Below are 22,767 nucleotides of genomic sequence, written 5' to 3'. Positions count from 1 at the left end.
TCATCCTCACTCACTGCGCCGGTCGGCCTGTCGGACGGCGTCCCGGTGCTGACGCATCAGGACGTTCAGTCGCGGGGTGAAGCTGTCGATGGCTTCGGTGGCCGTCAGATCGCCGAGGAAGGCCCGCGGCAGGTCCTGACTCAGCAGCTGTCGCACCCGGTTCCAGTTGGTAGTGACGTCGAAGGGGTGGCCGCCGCCGGCCTGGCCCTTGAGAATCTTCTGGACAAGGCCGAGGTTGGCGGGCGGTGGCTTGAAGGCGCTGCCCGACGAGAGCCTGGCCGGGTTGTTGCGCCCGGCTGTCGCGTAGATGTCGAGCGCGCCGGTGCTGGTCAGGGTCTTCAGCAGCCGCCAGGCCAGATCCAGGTCGGAGCCGTTGACGCCGGAGGGGATGGCGAAGCAGGAGCCGGACACGCGCGGCTTGCTGCCCGCGGGCCCCGCAGGGAAGGGGACGATGTCCCATTCGAAGGGCGCCTTGCGGACGTTGAGCACCTGCCAGGGACCGTTTTGCATGAACGCGACATCGCCTTGGAGAAAGTTGGCCAGGGCCATGCCGCTGGCGTTCGCGCTGACCAGGTTGTTGATCGGTGGGGTCACACGGTCCTTGACGAACAGATCGATGACGAAGTCGATGGCGTGCCGGGCCTCGGGGGCGTCCATGGCGCTGGCGTCGCCCTTGTCGTTGATGACGTTGCCGCCGGCGGAGTAGATCCACGACACGAGGTCGTCGATGGACGGCGCGCAGGTGAACCCGTAACCGTCCTTGGGCCCGCTCAGCTCGATCGCCAGGTCCCGGAAGGTCTGCCAGGTCATGGGCTCGGTGGCGGACGGCGGGTCGATGCCGTGCCTTTCGAGCAGCGTCTTGTTGTAGTAGAGCACGACCGGCGCCACATCGAAGCCGATGCCGTAGGTCTTGCCGGCGAATGACGAGATCGACCGGATCGCGGGGTAGAAGTCGTCGAGGTCGAAGTCCGGGTCCTGGGCGATCAGGTCGTCCAGCGGGCGGTGTGCGCCGCGGGAGGCGTAGGTCGGCAGCAGCCAGCCGTTCATGCCGGTGACCAGGCTGGCTGTTCCGCTGACCAGTTGGAGGTCGAGCTTGGTGGGGTAGCCGTCCGACGGGGTGAGCGTCGAGACCGACTTGACGTTCATCCGCCGCTCGACGTACCTGCCGAAGTCGGCCCAGACCTTGCCTTCCTCCGGGCTGCTGGACCACATGGACCAGGTGCCGGTGCCCGGCGGTGGTCCGGATGAGCAGCCGCTCAGGCCCGCGGCCGCCAGCCCTCCGGCTGCCGTCTTGAGCAGGGTGCGGCGGGACAAGCTGGAAGACATCGTCGTCTCCTCGCTGTTCACAAAGGTGCCGTGGTGAGCACGTACTCTGGTGAGGGCGTGCGGAGTCAGACGAAGGCCAGGTCCGCCGACTCGGCTCGGATGCGCTCCTCGTCGACCTCGATACCGAGGCCGGGAGCGGTGGGGACGGTCGCGACGGCCGAGACGATGTCCAGCCCGTCGGCATACAGGCCGGTCAGTAGCTCGGGGCCGTTCAGCTCGGCCGGAAGAGCCAGTTCCAGCTGGCTGAAGAGGTGCAGAGCCGCAGCGAAGCCGATGCCGCAGTCCGTCAGACCGCTGGCGAGCACCTCCAGGCCGCCGGCCAGGGCGACTTGGGCTGTCTTCAGGGCACCGCGGATGCCGCCGGATTTGCAGAGCTTGACGACCACCAGGTCGGCGGCCTCCAGGCGGATGGCGCGGGCCAGGTCCTGAGCGGTGAAGCTGCCCTCGTCGATGGCGACCGGGAGGTCGATCATGTTCCGCAGCCGTTGCAGGCCGAGGGTGTCGGTGCTCGGCACGGGCTGTTCCACGCAGTGGATTCCCGGCACGTCGTGCAGCGCGCGCAGCAGTTGCTTGAACGCGCTCGGCCGGTAGGACTGGTTGGCGTCCAGCCAGATGGGCTTGCCCGCGGCGACGTCGGCGACCGCCATGACAGCCGCGACGTCGGCGTCGGCGTCCCCGCCGATCTTCACCTTGTACGCCGAGTAGTGGCCGGACTGCCGCGCATGCTCGCGGACCGCCGACGGCTCCCCCACGCCGATGGCCGAGCAGAGGGGAATGGTGTCCCGTACTTTGCCGCCCAGCAGCGCGTGGATCGGCAGCCCGGCCAGTCTGCCCGCCGCGTCGTGCATCGCGATGTCGACCGCGGCCCGGGCGAACGGAAAGCCGTTGGACACCGCGGGACTCAGCCGGCGGTTCGCTCGCGTGTGAAACAACTCCACGTCGAAGGGGGTGAGTTCGAGGAGAATGGGCGCGAGGTGCCGCTTGATGACCACGGCGATCGTCTCGGCCGTCTCATAGCTCCAGCTCGGCAGGGCCCGCTGCTCGCCCCAGCCGACGACCCCGTCCTCCGTGGCCAGCCTGACGAAGATCACCGAACCCGCCTGGTCCGGGGTGCCGACGGTGCCGCTGCCCAGGACGAATCGCCGGGCGAACGGTACGGCCACGGGGAACACGTCCACCGCCGTGATACGCGACATGGGAGGGGTGGGTCCTTTCACGGGAGACCTGAAGGGGGCTGGGCCCAGACGTTGTCGGGGGCGTCCCGCCCGCCCTTCGGGACGGTGGGCTTTCGTACGCTGCAAACTGCCAGGGGCACATGCTCGTACGGCACACGCTCGTACAGCACACGCGTGATGCGGCGTACGCGTTATGCGGCGGTCGGCCATGCGGCGGGATCGACGAAGCTCGGGCCGCGGATGCCCTTGTCCAGCCAGCCCACGGCATCGGCCAGCACATACCCGGCCAGCGCGAGATGCCCCTGTGTGGTGTCCCCGGCGATGTGCGGGGTGAGCAGCAGGTTCGGGCAGCTCAGAACGGATTCACCGAAGCTCGGGGGTTCGGGGTCGTACACGTCCAGCGCGGCGAGGAGCCGGCCGGACTGGACGTGGTCGAGAAGCGCCGTCTGGTCGACGGCGGGGCCGCGCGAGGAGTTGACCACGATCGTGCCGTCGGGCATCGCCTCGATGAGCTTGCGGGTCACCATTCCCCGGGTCGCCGGCAGATCGGGTACGTGAAGGGAGACGAACGCGCAGCCGAGCGTCTCCTCCAGCGAGGCGGTGCGGACGCCGAGCTCGGCTGCCCCCGCCTCGTCCAGGTACGGGTCGTACACCGCCACATCGCACCCGAACGGCTTCAGCAGGCTGATCAGGGCGCGTGCGGTGGAGCTGGCGCCCACGACACCCACCGGGCTGCCGGCGAGTTCACCGCCCCTGAAGTCCTTCTGCTTCCATCCCCCACCGCGCACCGCGGCATCGAACCGCGGCAGACGGCGGGCGAGGGTGAGCATCGCGGCCAGGCAGTACTCCCCCACCGACCAGGCGATCCGGCCCGCGGCGGAGAACACGGTCACGCCCTGGTCGAGCACCTCGCGACCGATGAGCTTCTTCACCGTGCCGGCCGCGTGGGCGACCACCTTGGGACCGCCACCGCCGGCCCACATCGACGCGTCCAGATGCGGGGTGCCCCAACTGGTCAGCAGCACATCACAGTCGGCGGCCAAGCGGGCCACTTCCCGGTCGTCGAGCCGGCCGTCGGCCCAGGTCACCTCGAAACGTTCCTCGATCAGACGCCGTGCATCGGGGCCGCATACATCGGCGGCACGCTCGGGGGTCATGACGACGGCGAGTCTGGGCACCTTCACTCCTCCGGCCGGGTCTTCCAGCGATGACTGTCATGACCGTAGGACCTGCGGCTATGCCCGTCCAAGCCCAAGTTTGCATTGCGCGATACCTTGACGGCATGAACCTTTCCCTGCAACAGCTGCGCAGCTTCGTCGCGGTGGCGGAGGAACAGCACTTCGGCCGCGCCGCGGCACGGCTCAACATGACCCAGCCCCCACTGACCCGTCAGATCCAGGCGCTGGAACGGAGTTTGGACGTTGTGCTGTTCGAACGGACCGGCCGGGGCACCCGGATCACCGCGGCGGGCCAGGCGCTCCTCGACCACTGTCGCCGGATCCTGGCCCTGCTCGACGCCGCGCCGGCCGCCGCCCGCCACGCTGCCGAAGGCCGGACGGGAACCCTGCGGCTGGCGTTCACCGCGATCGGGGCCTACGCGATACTCGCGGACATCCTGGACCTGGTGAACCGCCACATCCCCGATGTCTGCGTGGAACTGACAGAACTCGTCAGTCCGGACCAGTTCGCGGCGCTGGCCGATCTGGACATCGACATGGGCCTTGTCCGGCCGCCGATCCCCGAGCAGTACCAGTCGGTCCTCGTACACTCGGAAGACCTGGTACTCGCCGTTCCCGCCGGACACTCACTGGCCCACGGCGACACTCCCGTCGGCCTCGCGGACATCGCCGACGGCTACATCGGCTACAGCCCCGAAGGCTCCCGCTATCTACACGACATCTGCGCCGCCCTGATCGGCGTGGACCGCTACGCCGTCAGCCAGCTGACCTCACAGGTACCGACCATGCTGGCCCTGGTACGAGCCGGACTCGGATGCGCACTGATACCACGCTCCATCATGACCATGGGCGTCCACGGTGTCCGCTACCGCGAACTCGCTCCCGCCGACGCCCACTCCGTGACACTCCACGCCTGCTGGAGCCCGGACAACCCCAACCCCACCCTCCACCGGCTCGCGGCCGCTCTCACGCGTGAGCCACGACTCCACGGGTGAAGCCCCACCGCCTCACCCCACCTGACACGCTGACCAGTGCCTAGACCTACCTGGAAGAGCCGCGTGAGAGAGGGATGTCTGATTGCCGCCGGCGTGCCGCCAGCTGGCCGACCGTGCCGACGGCATGACCAATCCATTGACGACCGGCTCGGCCGGCGTCCTCACCGGCATGTACAGGGCCGAGGCGCAGTACCTGGCGGCCGGAGGCCCGGCCAGGCTTCGTTCGATCTCCTTGCTCCGTTCTTCACGTTCGATGTCGTACCGCATCAGGCCGACGCTCTGCTCTGCGGCGGCGTCTGACGTGGGCACGCGGGCATGGGGCGGTGCCCGAGTGGATGGGCTCCGCCTGGCCATGCGTCGTCTAGCGGCCCAGGACACGGCACTCGGGTTCGCCCCGATGCGGAAACCCCGGTTCGAATCCGGGCGATGGCCACCCTTGGCCAACTACACCACTTCGCGGGACGCGACCACGCAGGAACTTCCCCGTCTTCCCGGACGCGGCTGAGCAGGCCAGCGAGTTGGGCGACCAGCACCGTTCGAGTACTACTGCACCGACCGCGCTCGGTACTTCCGCTCAGCCGAGGGGGTCCAGCATCGACAAGATCGCCGCTTTCGAGGACCGCCCGCCACATAGAAGCGTCAACGGCCTGCTGCGGCAGTACTTCCCCAAGGGCACCGCCTGTCCGTCCACACCCGGGAGCAGGCACGAGTAGTCGTCAACTCCTTCGAGCGCGTCCTCGGGCAGGGTGCAGGGCTGCCCGCTCAGCCGCTTCGACGGGCCGGGCACCCGCCAGATCTGCACCGATCCCCGCCGGACGACGGTGCGTACGACAGCCTCGGTACGCTCCACGACCTCACGCACCTGCGCCTGATCCTGCCCACCCTCAGCAAACGAACCGCTTGGACGCCCGCGACTACGGCTTGATGTCACCTGTGCCCGACGGTCGACATATCGCACACTGTTCGAAAGATAATTTGTCATGTCCGCGCCTCGATGGGGAGGATGCCCGGTGGAAAGATGCACGCTCACCCGGCGCGCAGTATTGGCTGCGGCGGCAGGGGGGATCTCAGCGCTCGGTTCCGGGGCGCTCACCGGCACCGCCCAGGCGGCGACGGGATCGGCAGAGCGGAGGGCCGCCGACCCGCCGGCCGGGACGGTTCGAGTGTTCTGGCTCAAGCCCTCGGATGTGGCGAACGACTCGCGGTACCCCAACGGCATCACCGGGGTGATGCAGGAGTCACAGCGCTTCTACCGCCAGGAACTCGGCGTGACGTTCAAACTGAACAACCCGGCGGTGGAGGTGGTCCAGGGCAACCACCCGCGCTCCTGGTACGAGAACACGCCGAACGGCAGCGAAGAGTACTGGTGGGTGGTCTTCAACATGCAGCAGGAGCTGATGGCAAGGTACGGTCTCAGATCCCCGGACTCGCGCTGGCTGTGCGTCGGCGAAATCAGCGCAGAGAAGGCGGGTGTCTCCGGCGGCGGTGGAGGTGCCGGCTGGGTCATCCTCAGCGGCCATGACGCCGACGGTGCCGCCGGGACCAACGGCGCAATGAACCGGTGGTACGGCGGCATGGTGCACGAGTTGGGCCATGCCTTCGGTCTGCCCGACTCCTCGCGCACCGACGGCACACCGATGTCCGCCTCGTTCTACGACTATCCGAACTGCCACTTCAACCAGCAGCAGAAGGACGGGATACGGAACGGCCCCTACGGCCGCTTCCTGTCCTGAGCTGCCGGGTGCACGGCCCAGGAACCGGCGACGCCCCCCGAGCAAGGGCGAGTTGCCCTCGACATACATCAGCAGTTGGTCCACAGCCGCGTCGTACACGCCGACAGCTTCCGAGCCTCGTTACGCATCAAACGCGTCCGCTGCGCTGAACCTAGCGGCGTTTCATACGGCGAGAGCTGACAGGAGGGGCTCGCCCCACGTGGCCCAACGCCTCAGTTGGGCTGGTCAATCAGGTGAATGTCGTGCGCGGCGGCTCGATCAACGCGTCCACCCCTGTACACGTGCCCTGCGGCTCCGCCGCAATCACCCGCTGCACGTCCACCGGCGTGATCCCCCGCTAGGGTCAGGGTGTGTCCGGTGTCGAGCGCGCAGCGCAACCACGAAGACGAACGTATCCAGGCGTAGTCATGTGCGGTTACCGAAGTCATGCAGCACACTCTGCCTGCCACCGCTGACACGGGCCCGTGAAGCAGGTTCGGTACTGCCGCAGCTCGTGCGCATCTCGTGTCGGCTGCAGCCTGTGGACGCCGCTCAAACCAGCGCTCACACGCCTCTCTTGCCTGCGCATGCGCCGAGTCCAACAGGAATACCACACGCATGGAACAAATGTGCTGCGCCATTACCGATGCGCACCCAGGGCCGATGCGACGCCTGCGAAATGGGCTTCGAGCCCAGCGCTGACACGGTCATGACCCCGGTGCCGGCCGTACACGGGCCGGCCGCTTGACCGACGAGAATCCGGAAGGAGAACCTGCCCATGACGACTTTCACGGCGCCCTCCGTGATCGACAAGAACCTGGACACTGCCTGCGCCACGGTCGCCGGCGAGATCGAACGCACGGGCGGTGAGGCGTCCTTATTGCTCGCCTTCAACGGCGCCGTCCTTGCCGGTCTCGGGTCCGTCGCCGACAAGGACTGCCGCCTGTGACCGAGTATCCGAACGGAAATGGGTCGGGCTGCTGTCCAGCTTCCAGGGCGGCTTGGCGCTGACGGTCGAACTCGGCCTTGAGATGTGGGTAGGTGCGGTAGACCGTCACCCGCGGTACTCCTGCGAGAGTGCACAAGCTCTGGGGTGCTTGGGGCCGCCACGGGTGTACGGGTGAAGCGGCGCAGGACCTGCTCGGCTCCGTCTGGGGCGGCCGCCGTCTGCAGCAGGTCGTCGCGGCACTCCATCGCCTGGAGGCCCGCCTCTGCCAGAACCCAGAGGCCCGCCTGCCGGACTTCTATGAGGTAGGGGCAACCGTCCGGTTTGCCGGCTGGCGAAGAAGGCAGTCGGTCGCAGGGTCTCGGTGAGCTTGCGCAGGCAACCCCCTGGGCGTCTGCTGATGCGCGACCTGGGCGCAGGGGACTCGGGCTCTAGCTTGATCAGGTGATCGCCGCACTATCGCAGCGCCCTCGCTGCGGCCACGAACATCGGCAGTGCCAGGAAGAGCCGGTCGGCCTCCGCCCGCGCACGTTGCTCAGCAATCCAGCTTTCCGTTTGCTCACGTGTAATGGCGCCGGTGGAGCAGGCTCCTTCGGCCAGCCCGGTGAGCAATGGCAACATCGCCGGTCCGGTGAACACACCGGTATGCACATCGACCGTCACCTCGCCAAAGCTCGCGTCCAGGAGCAGGTTTCGGTACCGGCGGGCGGCGCGCGGGCCAGCGGTCAGGTCCGCGCGAGCGTGGACGATCCTGCGAGTGAGGGCCGCATCATCGGAGTCGATGACGAACGTGTCCCAGTCCTGGCCCACCAGAACGACCCGTCCACCGGGCACGAGAACCCTGCGCGCTTCTGCCAGTGCAAGCTCCGGCTCGCCCAGTTCATGGAACACCTTGTCGGCCCGGTAGCCGTCCATCGAGGAGTCGGCCAACGGCAGTTCGTACGCCCCCGCGTTGTGGAAGTCCGACTCGGGCCATCGGGCGCGGGCGACCGCAATCATCCGCTCGCTCGGGTCTACACCGACAGCCTTCATGCCCCGGTTGGCCAGTTCCGCCACGGCCCGTCCAGCGCCGCAGCCCACATCCACTACGGACTTCCCGGAGTCGGCGCCGAGCAGGTCGTAGGACAGCGAGCGCAGTTCATTGGCACCCGGCAGCCGGTCGGCGGCGTCGAGCAGCGCGATGAGGTCGTCCGTCGACTGCTGTGTCTGATCCGTTTTCTTGGTCATGAGGACCAGGCTGCGACTTAATGTCAGCATGAAGTCAAGCGAGCACAGGATGCCCGTTGACGAGGAGCGCCGGTCGATGACCATCGGCGCCCTCGCCGAACGATTCGGTCTGGCCACGCACGTCCTGCGTCACTGGGAAGCGATGGGGCTGCTCACGCCCGCCCGCGACGCCGCAGGCCGCCGCCGCTACGGGAACGCCGACCTCACACGCGTCGCCGTCATCATGCGCGCCAAGGAGGCAGGACTCCCCCTCGACACCATTCGTTCCCTGGCCGCGACCACCGATCCCGCCACGCGCAGGGACATTCTGCGCGACGAGGCCCAGGCGCTTCGCTCCCGCATCACGGCCGCGCAGACATCCCTCGAACTCATCGAATGCGCCCTCGGCTGCGACCACGAGGACTTCACCCAGTGCGCCCATTTCCACCAGATGGTGGCAGACCGTATCGGCACGGACGCTGCTGTCCACATCCCCGTCTGACACAAACCCACCCGGCACCGGGCCGGCCCGACGGAACCGGCCGCCGCCGGGCCGGCTTCCCGTCGTGCGGGCGCAGCTCACCGACCTGCTGGAGCGGCCCCTGCGCGAGGTGGCGGCCGACGGGCGCGGTCTCGTGCTGACGCTGCGGCCGTTCCAGATCCTGACCGTGCGACTGACCCCGGCATGAGCGGACGTCCCGCCCGGGACCGGTTCAGGGGCGGGGCACGTTCCGCAGGTTGGAGCGGGCCATCTGGACCATCCGGCCGACTCCGCCGTCCAGCACGATCTTGCTGGCGGAGAGCGCGAAGCCGGTCACCATCTCCGCGCTGATCTTCGGCGGGATGGAGAGCGCGTTGGGGTCGGTGACGACGTCGACGAGGGCCGGGCCCTTGTTCTTGAAGGCGTCCTTGAGGGCGCTTTCAAGCTGCTTGGGCTTCTCCACCCGTACGCCGTACGCCCCGGCGGCCCGCGCGATCGCCGCGAAGTCCGGGTTCTTGTTGGTCGTGCCGAACGACGGCAGGCCGGCGACCAGCATCTCCAGCTCCACCATGCCGAGTGAGGAGTTGTTGAACAGTACGACCTTCACCGGCAGGTCGTACTGCACCAGGGTGAGGAAGTCACCCATCAGCATGCTGAATCCGCCGTCGCCGGACATCGACACGACCTGCCGGTTCCGGTCGATGAACTGGGCGCCGACGGCCTGCGGCAGCGCGTTGGCCATCGAGCCGTGGCTGAACGAACCGATGACGCGGCGTCTGCCGTTGGGCGAGAGGTAGCGGGCGGCCCACACATTGCACATACCTGTGTCGACGGTGAAGACGGCGTCGTCGTCCGCCAGCTCGTCCAGCACCGCTGCGACGTACTCCGGGTGGATCGGGATGTGCTTCTCGACATTGCGGGTGTAGGCCTTGACCACGCCCTCCAGCGCGTCGGCATGCTTCTTCAGCATCCGGTCGAGGAACTTGCGGTCGGCCTTGGCCTTGACCCGGGGGGTCAGACAGCGAAGCGTCTCGCGCACATCGCCCCAGACCGCGAGATCGAGCTTGGAGCGGCGGCCGAGGTGCTCGGGGCGCACATCGACCTGGACGATCTTCACATCGGTGGGCAGGAAGGCGTTGTACGGGAAGTCGGTGCCGAGCAGGATGAGGAGATCGCACTCGTGGGTCGCCTCGTAGGCGGCGCCGTAGCCGAGCAGTCCGCTCATGCCGACGTCGTACGGGTTGTCGTACTGGATCCATTCCTTGCCGCGCAACGCGTGTCCGACCGGGGATTTCACCCGCTCGGCGAACTCCATCACCTCGGCGTGGGCCCCCGCCGTGCCGCTGCCGCAGAACAAGGTCACACGTTTCGCCTCGTCGACCATCCGGCAGAGCTTGTCGATCTCATCATCACCTGGACGTACCGTCGGCCGCGAGGTGACCAGGGCGTGTTCGATCGACTTCTCCGGGGCCGGCTGCGATGCGATGTCACCCGGCATCGAGACGACACTGACGCCGCCCTGTCCGATCGCGTGCTGAATGGCCGTCTGGAGCAGCCGAGGCATCTGCCGCGGGTTGGAGATCATCTCGTTGTAATGGCTGCACTCCTGGAAGAGCAGCTCCGGATGGGTCTCCTGGAAGTAGCCGAGACCGATCTCGCTCGAAGGAATGTGCGAGGCGAGCGCGAGAACGGGTGCCATGGAGCGGTGGGCGTCGTAGAGGCCGTTGATGAGGTGCAGGTTGCCGGGCCCGCAGGATCCTGCGCAGGCCGCCAGCGAGCCGGTGACCTGGGCCTCTGCTCCGGCGGCGAACGCGGCGGTCTCCTCGTGCCTGACCTGGATCCAGTCGATCGCCGCATTGCGGCGGATGGCGTCGACGACCGGGTTGAGGCTGTCACCGACGACGCCGTACACACGTTTGACCCCCGCCCGCGCGAGGATGTCGACGAACTGCTCCGACACGTTCTGCTTGGCCATGAGTGCGTACCCTTTCCGCGCTTCGGCTTCCGGACTCCGCATCCATCAACCCACGGCGCGCGCGGTTACGCCTTCCAGACGCCGACACTCGCAGTTGCGCCACCTTCGCCCGGCCGGGGCCGGCCCCAGGCGGCCCCGGCCGGTCGCGGGGGGCCGGGCCGGCGACCGGTGCCGGCGCCCCGCTCGGGCCCAGCAACCGCGGGCCTCATCCGCTCATCGCCGAGGGGGCGGTGGAGGAGGGCCACGACGCGGGCGAGGGTGGATTTGCCGCAGCCGCTGGGGCCAAGAAGGCCGAGGGACTCGCTCGGTGCGACGGTCAGGGAGACGTTGCGCAGCACGGGGGCGCGACGGTCGTATCCGGCGGTGATGTTGCACAGTTCAACGGCGCGCGATGCGGGACCGGTGGTCTTGCGGGTGCCCTGCAAGTTGGCGTCCTCGCGACGGGTGTGGGGATGGTGGCAGGCGGTCCCGTCGGCCACCGGTGGCAGTGCGGTGCAGACGTCGGTGGCCCGGTCGCATCTCACGGCGAAGGCGCAGCCGTCGAGGAGGTCGCCGAGTTCGGGGAGCATGCCGGGATGGGGGCATGGAATCCCCAACTCTCGCTGGGGTCACGCGCGTTACATCGAGAATGGGCGGCTCGGAGCGGGCCCGCAACTTGGCCGGCCGCGCACGGCTTGGAGGACCGGGCGACCTGCCGACCGCCGTATACCGGCAGCCCTACCAGGCGGGGCGGTGATCGCGGCGTTCCGTCGAATAGGCGGAAGGCTCGGCCGTCTCGGTCCGGCACAGCCGGCCCGGGTCGGGCGGGAACTCATCCGTCGCCGGTGCCGGAGGGTACAGGCGCCTGTGGCCGGGGAGTTGCACCTCGGTCAGCACGCCGGCCCGCATCATCCACAGCCCGAAGCAGTCGTCATCCTCGTCATGGATCAGCACCTGCACGCTCGTCGGATCCGGCCACGCCAGGGACTCCAGGTACCGCATCAACCCCTCCCGCGGGCGCATCCGATCGAACTCGATGAGCCACCCGCCCACGAACATGCCTAGCGACTCGAAGCAACCCTGCCAACTGCGCGCGGGATCCGGCCGGGTCAGCGGATCCATCACCTCGTCCGCGTACGGCGCCAATACGATGACCTGGGCAATTCTGCTCATGACCGCAGTATCAGCGCAGACCGGGAGTCGTCGGCAATCGAATTCCAAGCCGAGGGTCAAGCCGAACGTCAGTTGAAGCGGCGCACGCGCATCGACCGAAACCTCCCCTCACCGCATCCCCGACACAGCCCCCGGCGTCAGCAGATCCGCCAAACACGCCAGGTACAGCGCCATCGCCGTCTTCGGGTGGCGGATGTCCTGGCCCGACAGTTCCGTGAGGCGGGCCAGGCGGTGGACGAGGGTGTTGCGGTGGATCTGTAGGCGGTCGGCCGTGCGGACGAGGTGGAAACCGCACTCCGGCCACGCCATCAGCGTCGCCCGCAGGTCGGTCCAGTCGGGGCGGGACCGCAACTCCCCCAGCAGCGCGTCGGCGTAGCGGGTCCGGTCGTGGCGGACCGCCGACGCGACCATGTGCGGGACGCGCAGGTCGTGCGCGGCGAAGACCCGGGAGCCCGGCTCGAGCAAGGGCCCGATCCGCAGGGTGGCCGCCGCGTCCTGGTACGAGGCGTGCATCCCGGCGACACCCGACCCGGGCTCGGCCAGCGCCACGCGGGCCACCAGCCCGTGGCGTTCGCCGACGAGTTCGACCAGCACCTCGCAGCGGGCGGCGAGCCGAGCGCGCCGGCCGTCCGCCGCGCGCAGCACGAGGTAACGGCCCGCCGTGAGTTCCCCGGCCACGTCCTGCCCGCCCGGGAAGACCTCCCGCACCGTACGCAGCAGCGACATCCGCGAGACCGTGACGGCGTCGCCGGAGCCCAGCGGCACATCGAGCAGCACGGCCGTGCGCGGAACGGAGGGATCGAGGCCCAGTTCCCGGGCGCGCCCCTCGACCGTGTCGGCGTCCACGGCCTCCGGGTCGTACAGCGCGATGTCCCGCAGATGGTCGTCGACGGCCCGCTCGTGCAGCATCCGGGAGCGCAGCAACTGCGCCTCGGTGAGCAGGATCTCGGTCTGGCGCCGCACGACGAGTCCGAAGCGTCGTACCTCGTCGGGCTCGCCGGTCAGGCACACCGTGCCGACGGCCTGCGCGCCCACGATGATCGGCAGGCTCATACCGGGCCGCACCCCGGTGAACTCCCGTGCCTGGCGGGCCGTGTGCGTGGCCGACTTACGGGTGCGCAGCACGTCGTAAGACGCCTCGTGGACGGTGCCCAGGCGCTCGCGGTCACCGCATCCGATGACCACTGCCGAGCGGTCGGTGATGAGCACGTTGAAGCCGGTGATCCGCCCGATGTCGCAGGCGATCTCCTGGGCCAGCTCGGGAGTGAGGACGGACGGCGGCGGGTCCTGACGGCGCATGTGCGGAAGGTACAACCAGGAGACGCGGGAGGGAACAGGGTTCGTACGCTTCGTACGGTGACGGGCCGACGGCCGCTCTCTACCTTCGTCCAGCAACGGGGGACCCCGCACCCCGGTCCCGCTCACCGCTTCTGCCCCAGGAGACGGCATGCCCGCATCACTGGAGAACTCACGCCCCAACCGAACACACTGGCTCGTCACGCTCTACGCGGGCGGCGGCGAGTTCTGCGACGGATACATCCTCAGCATCATCGGCGTCGCGCTGCCGCTGGTCATCAGCGACTTCGACCTCGGCGGAGCCATGTCGGGGCTGATCGGGTCCGCGTCGCTCATCGGCATGTTCGTCGGCGGCCTCGTCTTCGGCTACGTCACGGACAAGGTCGGACGGCAGAAGGTCTATCTCGCCGACATCGCCGCGTTCATCCTCCTGTCGGTCGGCCAGTTCTTCGTGTCGGACCCGTGGACCCTGACCGTGCTGCGGTTCGCGATGGGCATCGCGATCGGCGCCGACTTCGCCATCGCGGGCACCATCGCCTCCGAGTTCGCGCCCCGCAGGTCGCGCGGTCCGCTGCTCGTCGTCATGGTGACCATGTGGTCGGTGGGCGCGGCGGCGGCGTACGTCGTCGGCTGGCTGATGATGACCTCCGGCCATGACGACTGGCGCTGGATGCTCGCCAGCAGCGCCGTCCCCGCGGCCCTGATCCTGCTGTTGCGCTTCGGCACCCCCGAGTCCCCCCGCTGGCTGATGAGCAAGGGCCGCACCGACGAGGCCCGCCAGGTGGTCCGCCACATGCTGGGACCGGACGCCGACCTGCACGACCTGGAGGCCGAGGCCGACACCGGGGGCGCCCGCAGGTACACGGACATCTTCCGCGGCGAGTACGGGCGCAGGACCCTGTTCATCGGTGTCTTCTGGGCTTGCCAGCTCCTGCCCATCTACGCGATCACCACCTACGAGCCGACCATCCTCGCCTCCCTCGGCCTTGACCACGGTGACAGCGCCTATCTGGGCTCCGTCGCGCTCCAGATCTTCTTCGTACTCGGCTCCCTGTCCGGGATCCTCTTCATCAACCGGGGCCGCAGGCCGCTGCTGTTGTGGAGCTTCGCGCTCGCGGCGGTGCCCCTGCTGGTGCTCTCGCTCCTCGCCGATCCCTCCCCCGCCGCGGTCCTCGTCCTCTTCGCCCTCTTCGGCCTCGCCTCCTTCTCCAGCCAGTGCCTCCAGGCGATCTATCCGTCCGAGCTGTTCCCGACCTCGATCCGGGCCACCGCCAACGGCTTCGCCACGGGTGCGAGCCGTATCGGCGCCGCGATCGGCACCTGGGGCGCCCCGGTCGTCCTCGGCCACAGCACCCGGCTCGCCATGTTCCTCGGCGCCCTCATCTGCGGCGTCGGCTGGTTCGTCTCGTTCCGGCTCGCGCCCGAGACCAGCGGCAGGAGCCTCGCCGAGACCAGTTCGGACCGGGCGCCGGCCGACCCGTCCGCCACCACCCCGGATTCCGGCACGACCAGCCCCGACGCCCCGGTGAAGGAGCCCTCGTGAGCGTCACGTCCCCCCTGTCGCCGTCCCGCCCCTCGACCGCGCTCGTCGTCGGCGGTGGAGTGATCGGCCTGGCCTGCGCCCACGCGCTCGTCCGGGCCGGGCTCCAGGTCACCGTCCTGGAGCGGGACCGGCTCGGCAGCGGGGCCTCCCGGGGCAACGCCGGTGAGGTCTGCCCCGACATCGTGGAACCGCTCGGCTCCCCGGGACTCGCAGTCAAGGCCGTCGCCGGAATGCTCCGTCCCGCGAGCCCGCTGTGGATCAACCCGGTGCCGAGCGCGCGGCTGTGGGGTTTCCTGGCCCGCCTCGGGCTGCACAGCACCACCCGCCACTACACCGCGGGCGCCGCGTCCCTCGCCGCGCTCGCCGAGGGCACCTTTGCCCTCTTCGAGGAACTGGAAGCCCTCGGCGTGCACGGCGAGGCCGCCAAGAACGGTTTCCTGTTCGCCTACCCGTCGTACGAGGAGGCCGAGCACGGGCTCGCCGCGTTCCGCAGGCTGGGGGCTCCCGTCACCGCCGGACCACCGCTCACCACGCGCGCCCTGGCCGACCTCGAACCCGCGCTCGGGCCCGCCGCCCGAGCCGGTTTCGTCGTCGAACACCAGTGGTCGCTCGACCCCACGCGCTTCGTCGACTCCCTCGCGCGGCGGCTGCGCGCCGACGGGGCCACCCTGGTCGAGGGCGCCCGCGTCACCGCCGTACACCGGGCCGGGGGCGGGACCGAGGTGCGGACCAGCGCGGGGACGTACGGCGCCGATGTCGTCGTCATCGCCGCCGGGGTGTGGTCGCGTGAGCATCTGCGCGGACTCGGCGTGGACGTCGACCTGGTGGCGGGCAAGGGGTACAGCTTCGCGGTCCCGGCCGACGAACCGCCGGCGCGCCTGGTCCACCTGGGCTCGGCCAAGGCCGTGCTCACCCCGCTCGGCAAGGGGGTGCGGGTCGCCGGGACCATGGAGTTCGACCGGGACCCGGACCGGTTCCGGCAGCGCCGGGTCGACGCCATCGCCCGTGCCGCCCGTCCGTATCTGCCCGGCGCGGACTGGGAGCGGCGGGAGCAGGAGTGGATGGGCCCGCGCCCCATGACACCCGACGGGCTGCCCCTGATCGGCCCGGTCCCGGGGCGGCCGGGTGTCTTCGTCGCGACGGGGCACAACATGCTCGGCCTCATGCTGGCCCCCGCCACCGGGCGGCTGATCGCCGGTCTCGTGACGGGGACGGCGGACGCGACGCTGGCCGCCCGCTTCGCCCCCCGGCGGGTCGCCCGGCGGGCACGTGGCGTCCCGCGCTGACCGACGGCTCGCGTCCGTTGTCGGCCGACGGGGTGTGACGTCCCGAATCGCCGGTCCGCCGCCACCGTGCGCACCGGGTGCGGCGGTCTACGCTGACCTCCCGATCGCCTCGCCCCGTCTGGAGGAACTACGCGATGGACGCCGACATCCGGACCAGGGCCGCGATCGAGGAGCACTGGCGGGCGTCCGAGCGCGGGGACACCGAGGCCGAGCACGCCGTCTACGCCCCGGACGCGATCCTCGACTACCCGCAGTCGGGCGAACGCTTCCGGGGGCGCGCGGCGATCGCGGCGCAGCGTGGCGGGCACCCCGCCGACCGGCATTTCACGGTGCGGCGGATCGTCGGCGGCGGGGCTCTGTGGGTGAGCGAGTGCGTCATCAGCTACGACGGCGTGCCCACCTACTCGGTGAGCGTCATGGAGTTCGCCGACGGGCAAGTGGCGCACGAGACGCAGTACTTCGCGGACGCCTTCGGTGCGCCCGCGTGGCGGACAGCACTCGCGGAGCCGATGCCGGGCCGGAAGATCCAGGCCTGACGCAGGGCCGGCTTCGATCGGCAGCAGGCGGGCTGCGGGAGTTCGTGGCAGCCTGTTTCCGATCGCTCGAAGGGGGCGAAGCCTGAATCACCACTGGAGAGAGGACCTGGCATGCAGGCCGTCGTCGTTCGGGACCGCGCCGCCGGTGTCGAGGGAATGTCGCTGACGGAGGTGCCCTACCCCCACCTCGCCGAGAACGACGTCATCGTGCGCGTGCATGCCGCTGGGTTCACCCCGGGGGAACTCGCCTGGCCGGGAACGTGGACAGATCGCGCCGGGCGCGACCGGACGCCGAGCGTGCCTGGACACGAGCTGTCGGGCGTCGTTGCCGAACTCGGGTACGGCACCACCGGTCTCTCGGTGGGCCAGCGGGTGTTCGGGCTGGCCGACTGGACCCGGGACGGCTCGCTGGCCGAGTACACCGCGGTGGAGGCTCGCAATCTGGCTCCGCTTCCGGCGGACGTCGACCACACGGCGGCCGCCGCACTGCCGATCTCGGGGCTGACCGCCTGGCAGGCCCTGTTCGACCACGGCCGGCTTACCGCGGGGCAGACCGTCCTGGTCCACGGGGTCGCGGGCGGTGTGGGGTCGATCGCGGTGCAGCTCGCGCGTGAGGCGGGGGCGCGGGTGATCGGCACGGGCCGGGCCGGCGACCGGGACACCGCTGTCGGGCTGGGTGTGGACGCCTTCGTGGATCTGCAGGCCGATCGGCTGGAGGGCGTCGGGGAGGTCGATCTGGTCCTCGACGTGATCGGCGGCGAGGTCCAGGAGCGCTCGGCCCCACTGGTGCGGGCCGGGGGCACGCTGGTCACCATCGCCTCGCCGCCCGAGGTCCGTCCGCGGGACGGCCGGGCCGTCTTCTTCGTCGTCGAGCCCGACCGTGCCCGGCTCGCGGACCTGGTCCAGCGGCTCAGGGACGGACGGCTCAAGCCGATCGTCGGCGAGGTCAGGGCGCTGGCCGAGGCACCCGCCGCGTTCGTCCCCGGCCGCCACGCCCGTGGCAAGACCATCATCCGGATCATGGACGGCGGATAACCGGCGGCAGAGCGCGCGGACGCCTGGCCCCCCGGGCCGCCTTCACGGCCCGAAGCCCGCGCCGCGCTTGCGCCGCTATGCCCGGTTCGTCATCCGGGCTGCACTTGGCGACCGTCGCGGTCGCCGGCGAGGTCCCGCTCAAGCGACTCAGGCACACCATCGCCTGCTTCCCGACCGTCAGCGAGATCTGGCTCTTTGCCTCGCCGCCTACCGACGCCTCCAGCCGTGGCTACGCGAGCCGGCCAAACGGTTCGTGCGCCGGCGACTGAGCATCGGCCAGGTCGTGTCCGTGAGCCGACTGTCGTCGGTTCGGGGTGCCGGCAGGGGCGGCCGCTTGAGACCGCCCCTGCCGGCGTTGGATCAGGATGCTTCCGCGACCCGGTTGAAGAGGCGGCCGGCGAGGTCGACGCCTGTGACCGCGCCGTTGACGTCGCGGGAGAAGTAGCCGCGCTGCCCCTTGAGGCCGCCTTCAGTGACGATGTACTCGTTGCCGTCGCCGGGAAGGAAGCCGATGTCCGCGGCCTGGTAGTCCGGGGGCATTTCCTCGTCCGATGCCTCGCGGATCTCCGGCTTGATGCCGACCGCGAGGGTGAGCCCGGTGCCGTCGGTGGCGATGTCGAGGTTCATGGCGTCGATCTCGTAGCGGCCGACGACCTGCCGGGCTCGTCCCTCGTCGTACGGGACCGGCTCCGCCGTCTTCTCGACGACGCCGAGGTAGTGCTCAAGCGCCCACCGCACGACGGACTGGTTGAAGGGGTAGCCGTCCGGGCCGACGTTGGCCAGCGAGACCACCGCGAAGTTGCGCTCGGGCACGATGAGCAGCTCGGCGAACTGGCCGTTTCCCGAGCCGCCGTGGCCGATCCCGTGCAGGCCGTCCAGGTCGTGCAGGAACCAGCAAATGCCAAAGCCGTCGCCGAGCGTGCTGGCGCGCAGCCCGACCGTCTGCTCCCGCATACGGTGCAGCTCCGCGGCGGGCAGCACGCCCTCGCCGTCGCCGAGTTGGAACCGTGCCCAGCGCAGCAGATCGCTCACCGAGGAGGCGAGGCCGCCGCCAGGGTTGTCACAGCGCGCGCCCTCCTTGAACGCTGCCCAGGGCCGGGCGGGGCGCAGTTCGCCGTCGTCGCCGCGGTTGTAGCCCACCGCGAACTTGCGGACCATCACCTCCGCCAGGCCGTACACGGTGTCCGCCAGGCCCACCGGCTCCAGGACGAGCGAGGCCGTGGCCTGCTCGAAGGGCAGGCCCGTGACCTTCTCGATGATCCGCCCGGCCAGGTTGTAACCGGCCTGGCTGTACGAGGCGCGGGCCCCGGGCAGTGCGATCAGCGGCAGCCCGGGCAGCTTCGCCACGAGCCCGGCCAGGGAGCGGTCGCCCTCGCCGTCGTCGATCAGGTTCCAGTCCAGGCCCGCGGTGTGGTTGAGCAGGTTCAGGACGGTGATCTGCGCCGCGGCCTGCTCGTCAGCGAGCTTCAGCTCGGGCACGTAGCGCCGCACCGGCGCGTCCAGGTCCACCTTCCCCTCGGCGACCAGGCGCATCAGCGCGGTCGCCGTGAAGGTCTTGGATACCGACGCCAGAGGGAACAGCGTCTTCTCATCGACCGGCAGCGGGTTGCTGACGCTCGTCACGCCGTGCGAGGCGTAGATCTCCTGGCCGTCCAGGAGCACCCCGACGGCGACACCGGGAACGCCGAGCTCCGTGGCCTGCGCCTTGACGAACTCCGACAGCTTCTCCTGCGACATGGCTCCCCCTTCGGGCACTTGAACTAAGTACGAGATAGAGCGTAGGAGGCCACTCGTACTAAGTGCAAGACCTGACTTAACTAAGTTCAAGTATTGTGGTGGCCATGCCGCGAGACACCCTGACCGCAGACCGGATCGTCCGTGCGGCCATCGAGCTGCTCGACGACGAGGGATTGGACGGCCTCAACATGCGGAGCCTGGCGAAACGGCTCGGCTCGGCCGCCACGGCCGTTTACTGGCACATCAAGACCAAGGACGACCTGGTCCGACTCGCCAGTGACGCGATCTGGTCCGAGGTCGAGCCGCCTGATCTCGACGCCACCGACTGGCGCGCGGCCGCCACCGCTCATGCCTCCGGCATGCACGCGATGCTCACCCGGCACCCGTGGCTCGTCCAGGCATTCGGCAGCCACCTCCTGCACGGACCCGGCCAGGCCCGGCACAACGACCTCAGCCTCGGCATCTATGAAAAGGCGGGCTTCGCTGCCGCCGACGCGGACCGGGCGGCCGCCGCCGTGTTCACCTACGTGCTCGGCAGCGCGCTCGGCCCTGCCGCTCAGGTCTCGCTCAACCGCCGGCTGAGCAAGAAGGGCGCAGATGCCGAGCAACTGATGGCCGACACCATGACACGCGCCACCGAGACCGCCACGCAATTCCCGCGCCTGCGCGAACGCCTCGGCACCACAGCCGCCACGGAGTACGCCGCAGCGCCCGACAACACCTTCGCGTTCGGCCTTCAGTCCCTCCTCGACGGCTTCGATGCCCGCCTCATCGCCGACGGCGCCAGCCGGCGCGAGTGACCTGCGCCCGGACAACACCCGCCCGACCAGCCCACGACCCCTTTCTGGTTTGCCTCGACGCACGAGCAGGGCGAGGTGAGACAGAACGGGACATCGGTATGCCCCCGAGCAGCGCACGTGACTCCGTGCTCGGTGGAGCGCTCAGACCGGTACGGGACAGCAGGCATGGGCAATCCCAGGTCGGCAACGATCGGCCCGTGCCGTAAGGATCCCCAGTGACCCCACCCGCTACGGCACGGACAACCACCGCGACGCAAACACACAGGTCAACAGCCTGCCGAGCAGGCGAACTCAAGATAATCCAGGAGCAGGTCGGCCACGAGCATGCCGGCACCACCTCGCTCTACACCTGTGTGCCCTCGGACTTCCGCACCCGCACCCTGCGGCGGCATCTGGACACCCCCATCGCCGCGGCCCTCCAGACCCGGGCCGGGAGGCACGCATGAACCGCAAGGTCGGCTGCACGTGACCGCTGCGCGGCACGGCTCCGACGATGACGATCCGGGCGCCGCAGTCACCGCAGGAGCCGCGCGGCAGGCCTTCCGACTGGCGCTGCGCCGGGACCGGGGCCGGGTTGCGGATCGGATCGTCCAGCAAGCAGTCGGCGCAGCGTCCGGCTGGGCCGGTGCGGGTGCCGTGCTGGGGGCACAGGCCCTGCTCGATACGCCGGGCATGCTGCCGGGCGGCGGCCTTGTCCTGGACGACCTCGGCACACACCCCGCAGTCCCGGCCGGTCGACCACAGCACACCGGCCTCGCAGTCGTGGAAGCCGCAGCCCCAGCGCGGTAGCGCCACACCCAGCAGCCACCGGCCCGGATCGCGGATCTCCGAGATCATCACCTTGGCGAACCGGGCGGTGATCCGGTGGTGAAGGCGTTCGGCGTCGGTGCCCTCGCGCAACTGGCGGCCCACCTCACGGGCGATCTGCCGGACGACGAAGTCGTTGGGACCATCCCCGCGGGTGCGGGGATGGTCCGCTGCCCGTGATCACGGCGCGGTGCCCGGATCGACGCTCCCCCGCACGAGCGGGGAAAGTCCCGGCCAGCATCGGCCAACTGACGAAATGCGACTCCCGAGGTGACGGAATGCGCGGAGCGGGGTCAGTGGGTCGTAGGGCCGCCGCGTGGTCGTTGATCTGTTGCAGCGAAGGTTGAGCGTTCTCATTGAAGTTTGAGCGATGCGGGTCACGATTCTGCGCAACCGGAGGACTCGCGGGCCACCAACGGCCGGACGGTGACAAGGCGTTCGCGATAATGGCGCACATCCGTGCTACAGCGAACTCGCCCCCCACTTGTGAAGGAATATCCATGAAGATCGGTTTCGCGCTCCCGCAGTTCCATCGGCAGGCCTTGGGCATCGCCCGGACCGCCGAGTTCGCCCGGAAGGTCGAGAATGCGGGGGCCGCCAGTCTGTGGGTTGGCGACCGTAACCTCGCCGCTGTCAACCCGAAGGTCGGTTATGGCGGGCAGGGCAACACCATCCCGGCCGAACTGAACCCGGCCGCCGACCCGTTCGTGCTCCTGGGCATCGCCGCAAGTGCCACCGAGCGCGTTCTCCTTGGCGCCCACGTACTCATTGCCCCCTTGTATCCGCCGGTCCAGCTGGCCAGGTCACTGACCAGCATCGACCTGATAAGCGGTGGCCGTCTGCTGCCCGGGTTCGGCATCGGCTGGTCGCCCGAGGAGTACGAGGCCGCGGGCGAGGACTTCACTCGCCGTGGGGCCAGGCTGAACGAACTGCTCGACGCTCTGGAAGCTATCTGGACCACCGACCCGGCCGCATACCAGGGTGAGTTGATTTCGGTGCCTTTGCACCACTCTCCGCTCAAGCCGGCACGGCGCCCACGCCCACCGTTCTACCTGGGCGCACTGTCCGAGCAGGCGCTGCGGCGAGTGGCCGAACGCGGAGACGGTTGGCTGCCGTTGTGCGTGGTGCCGAGCTACCTGGACATCGACGGTCTGGTGGCCCAGCGGGCGGTCATCGACCGGTTGGCCCGGGAGGCCGACCGGGATCCGTCCGCGATCGACGCGGTCCTGCGGGTCAACATCGACCCGGACACCTCCTCACAGCAGGTCGCGGATGCTCTCAAGGCGGTCCATGAGCGCACCGGGATCGACCACTTCATGATCGACTCGATGTACGCCGTCCACAGCGTCGACGGAGCCATCGCCTTCGCCGCCGAGGTGATCGAACTGGCAGCGAAGGGCTGACCGCAGTTCCGGCTGGGGTGAGGGCGCCCGCCGACCCGTGTGCTCAGACATCCGCACGCCGCGGGCCGCGGAAAGGCGGGTCACCACAGCCGGGCCGGCCGCCTCTGGTCGCCCACCGCCCGGGGCCGACCGCTGGGAATGGCCGTGAGCCGGACATTCGGGCTCATGACCCCAGCGG

Annotated in this window: 21 protein-coding genes, 1 tRNA gene and 1 pseudogene; 13 read left to right on the top strand and 10 right to left on the bottom strand. The window is 69.6% G+C overall.

What is annotated here, in order from left to right; genetic code table 11:
* Nucleotides 1-6 precede the first annotated feature (6 nt).
* The 3 genes from E0500_RS29850 to E0500_RS29840 all read right to left on the bottom strand — a co-directional run bounded on the left by E0500_RS29850 (nucleotide 7) and on the right by E0500_RS29840 (nucleotide 3,679).
* Complete coding sequence (locus tag E0500_RS29850; protein ID WP_131564056.1) at nucleotides 7-1,326, bottom strand: sugar ABC transporter substrate-binding protein; 1,320 nt, start codon at nucleotides 1,324-1,326, stop codon at nucleotides 7-9.
* A gap of 65 nt (nucleotides 1,327-1,391) precedes the next feature.
* Nucleotides 1,392-2,522 carry a mandelate racemase/muconate lactonizing enzyme family protein gene (locus E0500_RS29845; protein WP_131564057.1) on the bottom strand — a complete coding sequence of 377 codons (1,131 nt, stop codon included), beginning with the start codon at nucleotides 2,520-2,522 and terminating at the stop codon, nucleotides 1,392-1,394.
* A gap of 170 nt (nucleotides 2,523-2,692) precedes the next feature.
* The gene (locus E0500_RS29840; protein WP_131564058.1) at nucleotides 2,693-3,679 is read right to left on the bottom strand and encodes a hydroxyacid dehydrogenase; all 987 of its coding nucleotides are present in this window, start codon (nucleotides 3,677-3,679) and stop codon (nucleotides 2,693-2,695) included.
* Between the two features lie 104 nt (nucleotides 3,680-3,783).
* Here E0500_RS29840 and E0500_RS29835 point away from each other — a divergent pair, with 104 nt between their 5' ends.
* Complete coding sequence (locus E0500_RS29835) at nucleotides 3,784-4,674, top strand: LysR family transcriptional regulator (protein ID WP_258573011.1); 891 nt, start codon at nucleotides 3,784-3,786, stop codon at nucleotides 4,672-4,674.
* Nucleotides 4,675-5,022: 348 nt separating this feature from the next.
* A tRNA-OTHER gene (locus E0500_RS29830) sits at nucleotides 5,023-5,107 on the top strand.
* A 141-nt stretch (nucleotides 5,108-5,248) separates the two neighbouring features.
* Here E0500_RS29830 and E0500_RS29825 read toward each other — a convergent pair.
* Nucleotides 5,249-5,524: a hypothetical protein gene (locus tag E0500_RS29825; protein ID WP_131564060.1), complete on the bottom strand. Its 276-nt coding sequence runs from the start codon at nucleotides 5,522-5,524 to the stop codon at nucleotides 5,249-5,251.
* Nucleotides 5,525-5,837: 313 nt separating this feature from the next.
* Between E0500_RS29825 and E0500_RS29820 the strand changes: the two genes are divergently transcribed.
* Nucleotides 5,838-6,407 carry a hypothetical protein gene (locus E0500_RS29820; RefSeq protein ID WP_309505186.1) on the top strand — a complete coding sequence of 190 codons (570 nt, stop codon included), beginning with the start codon at nucleotides 5,838-5,840 and terminating at the stop codon, nucleotides 6,405-6,407.
* Between the two features lie 757 nt (nucleotides 6,408-7,164).
* Complete coding sequence (locus tag E0500_RS29815) at nucleotides 7,165-7,335, top strand: hypothetical protein (protein WP_258573008.1); 171 nt, start codon at nucleotides 7,165-7,167, stop codon at nucleotides 7,333-7,335.
* A gap of 453 nt (nucleotides 7,336-7,788) precedes the next feature.
* On the opposite strand, the gene E0500_RS29810 is transcribed toward E0500_RS29815, so the two are convergent.
* Nucleotides 7,789-8,559 carry a methyltransferase domain-containing protein gene (locus E0500_RS29810; RefSeq protein ID WP_131564061.1) on the bottom strand — a complete coding sequence of 257 codons (771 nt, stop codon included), beginning with the start codon at nucleotides 8,557-8,559 and terminating at the stop codon, nucleotides 7,789-7,791.
* A gap of 76 nt (nucleotides 8,560-8,635) precedes the next feature.
* Here E0500_RS29810 and E0500_RS29805 point away from each other — a divergent pair, with 76 nt between their 5' ends.
* Complete coding sequence (locus tag E0500_RS29805; RefSeq protein ID WP_131564062.1) at nucleotides 8,636-9,040, top strand: MerR family transcriptional regulator; 405 nt, start codon at nucleotides 8,636-8,638, stop codon at nucleotides 9,038-9,040.
* Between the two features lie 64 nt (nucleotides 9,041-9,104).
* A complete protein-coding gene (locus E0500_RS44375; RefSeq protein WP_258573006.1) occupies nucleotides 9,105-9,227 on the top strand; it encodes a glycosyl hydrolase-related protein in 123 nt (40 codons plus the stop codon).
* A gap of 24 nt (nucleotides 9,228-9,251) precedes the next feature.
* Here E0500_RS44375 and E0500_RS29800 read toward each other — a convergent pair whose 3' ends face one another.
* The 4 genes and pseudogenes from E0500_RS29800 to E0500_RS29780 form a co-directional block, all read right to left on the bottom strand.
* Nucleotides 9,252-10,994, bottom strand: coding sequence for a pyruvate dehydrogenase (locus E0500_RS29800; RefSeq protein WP_131564063.1), 1,743 nt, complete (start codon nucleotides 10,992-10,994; stop codon nucleotides 9,252-9,254).
* Between the two features lie 224 nt (nucleotides 10,995-11,218).
* A pseudogene (locus E0500_RS29795) lies at nucleotides 11,219-11,419 on the bottom strand (ATP-binding cassette domain-containing protein); the annotation flags it as partial.
* Between the two features lie 292 nt (nucleotides 11,420-11,711).
* Nucleotides 11,712-12,146, bottom strand: a complete 435-nt coding sequence (locus E0500_RS29785; protein WP_131564064.1) for a hypothetical protein — start codon at nucleotides 12,144-12,146, stop codon at nucleotides 11,712-11,714.
* Between the two features lie 108 nt (nucleotides 12,147-12,254).
* A complete protein-coding gene (locus E0500_RS29780; protein WP_131564065.1) occupies nucleotides 12,255-13,445 on the bottom strand; it encodes a sugar diacid recognition domain-containing protein in 1,191 nt (396 codons plus the stop codon).
* Between the two features lie 148 nt (nucleotides 13,446-13,593).
* Between E0500_RS29780 and E0500_RS29775 the strand changes: the two genes are divergently transcribed.
* From E0500_RS29775 to E0500_RS29760, 4 genes are all read left to right on the top strand, one after another.
* The gene (locus E0500_RS29775) at nucleotides 13,594-14,985 is read left to right on the top strand and encodes an MFS transporter (RefSeq protein WP_131564066.1); all 1,392 of its coding nucleotides are present in this window, start codon (nucleotides 13,594-13,596) and stop codon (nucleotides 14,983-14,985) included.
* A complete protein-coding gene (locus E0500_RS29770) occupies nucleotides 14,982-16,271 on the top strand; it encodes an FAD-dependent oxidoreductase (RefSeq protein WP_131564067.1) in 1,290 nt (429 codons plus the stop codon). Before E0500_RS29775 ends, E0500_RS29770 begins: the two co-directional genes overlap by 4 nt.
* A gap of 134 nt (nucleotides 16,272-16,405) precedes the next feature.
* Nucleotides 16,406-16,807 (top strand): nuclear transport factor 2 family protein, encoded by a 402-nt coding sequence (locus E0500_RS29765; protein ID WP_131564068.1) that lies wholly within the window; start codon nucleotides 16,406-16,408, stop codon nucleotides 16,805-16,807.
* Between the two features lie 111 nt (nucleotides 16,808-16,918).
* Nucleotides 16,919-17,842, top strand: a complete 924-nt coding sequence (locus E0500_RS29760; RefSeq protein ID WP_131564069.1) for an NADP-dependent oxidoreductase — start codon at nucleotides 16,919-16,921, stop codon at nucleotides 17,840-17,842.
* A 360-nt stretch (nucleotides 17,843-18,202) separates the two neighbouring features.
* Here E0500_RS29760 and E0500_RS29755 read toward each other — a convergent pair whose 3' ends face one another.
* Entirely contained in the window at nucleotides 18,203-19,579 is a 1,377-nt protein-coding gene (locus E0500_RS29755) for a serine hydrolase (RefSeq protein WP_131564071.1), read from the bottom strand.
* A 104-nt stretch (nucleotides 19,580-19,683) separates the two neighbouring features.
* Here E0500_RS29755 and E0500_RS29750 point away from each other — a divergent pair, with 104 nt between their 5' ends.
* The 3 genes from E0500_RS29750 to E0500_RS29740 all read left to right on the top strand — a co-directional run bounded on the left by E0500_RS29750 (nucleotide 19,684) and on the right by E0500_RS29740 (nucleotide 22,589).
* Nucleotides 19,684-20,379 carry a TetR/AcrR family transcriptional regulator gene (locus tag E0500_RS29750; protein WP_131564072.1) on the top strand — a complete coding sequence of 232 codons (696 nt, stop codon included), beginning with the start codon at nucleotides 19,684-19,686 and terminating at the stop codon, nucleotides 20,377-20,379.
* A 465-nt stretch (nucleotides 20,380-20,844) separates the two neighbouring features.
* Nucleotides 20,845-21,168 (top strand): hypothetical protein, encoded by a 324-nt coding sequence (locus tag E0500_RS29745; protein ID WP_165935018.1) that lies wholly within the window; start codon nucleotides 20,845-20,847, stop codon nucleotides 21,166-21,168.
* Nucleotides 21,169-21,686: 518 nt separating this feature from the next.
* Nucleotides 21,687-22,589, top strand: coding sequence for a TIGR03619 family F420-dependent LLM class oxidoreductase (locus E0500_RS29740; protein WP_131564073.1), 903 nt, complete (start codon nucleotides 21,687-21,689; stop codon nucleotides 22,587-22,589).
* The last annotated feature ends 178 nt before the right edge of the window (nucleotides 22,590-22,767 follow it).

Source organism: Streptomyces sp. KM273126 (assembly GCF_004337435.2).
In the GTDB taxonomy this organism is placed as follows: Bacteria; Actinomycetota; Actinomycetes; order Streptomycetales; family Streptomycetaceae; genus Streptomyces; species Streptomyces acidicola.
This window is presented reverse-complemented; position numbering and strand designations above follow the sequence as displayed.

What these genes read in the sequence shown, in the direction of transcription:
- E0500_RS29850 (WP_131564056.1), bottom strand. Translation starts at nt 1,326, where the DNA reads ATGTCTTCCAGCTTGTCCCGCCGCACCCTGCTCAAGACGGCAGCCGGA.
- E0500_RS29845 (WP_131564057.1), bottom strand. Translation starts at nt 2,522, where the DNA reads ATGTCGCGTATCACGGCGGTGGACGTGTTCCCCGTGGCCGTACCGTTC.
- E0500_RS29835 (WP_258573011.1), top strand. Translation starts at nt 3,784, where the DNA reads ATGAACCTTTCCCTGCAACAGCTGCGCAGCTTCGTCGCGGTGGCGGAG.
- E0500_RS29815 (WP_258573008.1), top strand. Translation starts at nt 7,165, where the DNA reads ATGACGACTTTCACGGCGCCCTCCGTGATCGACAAGAACCTGGACACT.
- E0500_RS29810 (WP_131564061.1), bottom strand. Translation starts at nt 8,559, where the DNA reads ATGACCAAGAAAACGGATCAGACACAGCAGTCGACGGACGACCTCATC.
- E0500_RS29805 (WP_131564062.1), top strand. Translation starts at nt 8,636, where the DNA reads ATGACCATCGGCGCCCTCGCCGAACGATTCGGTCTGGCCACGCACGTC.
- E0500_RS29800 (WP_131564063.1), bottom strand. Translation starts at nt 10,994, where the DNA reads ATGGCCAAGCAGAACGTGTCGGAGCAGTTCGTCGACATCCTCGCGCGG.
- E0500_RS29785 (WP_131564064.1), bottom strand. Translation starts at nt 12,146, where the DNA reads ATGAGCAGAATTGCCCAGGTCATCGTATTGGCGCCGTACGCGGACGAG.
- E0500_RS29780 (WP_131564065.1), bottom strand. Translation starts at nt 13,445, where the DNA reads ATGCGCCGTCAGGACCCGCCGCCGTCCGTCCTCACTCCCGAGCTGGCC.
- E0500_RS29775 (WP_131564066.1), top strand. Translation starts at nt 13,594, where the DNA reads ATGCCCGCATCACTGGAGAACTCACGCCCCAACCGAACACACTGGCTC.
- E0500_RS29765 (WP_131564068.1), top strand. Translation starts at nt 16,406, where the DNA reads ATGGACGCCGACATCCGGACCAGGGCCGCGATCGAGGAGCACTGGCGG.
- E0500_RS29760 (WP_131564069.1), top strand. Translation starts at nt 16,919, where the DNA reads ATGCAGGCCGTCGTCGTTCGGGACCGCGCCGCCGGTGTCGAGGGAATG.
- E0500_RS29755 (WP_131564071.1), bottom strand. Translation starts at nt 19,579, where the DNA reads ATGTCGCAGGAGAAGCTGTCGGAGTTCGTCAAGGCGCAGGCCACGGAG.
- E0500_RS29750 (WP_131564072.1), top strand. Translation starts at nt 19,684, where the DNA reads ATGCCGCGAGACACCCTGACCGCAGACCGGATCGTCCGTGCGGCCATC.
- E0500_RS29740 (WP_131564073.1), top strand. Translation starts at nt 21,687, where the DNA reads ATGAAGATCGGTTTCGCGCTCCCGCAGTTCCATCGGCAGGCCTTGGGC.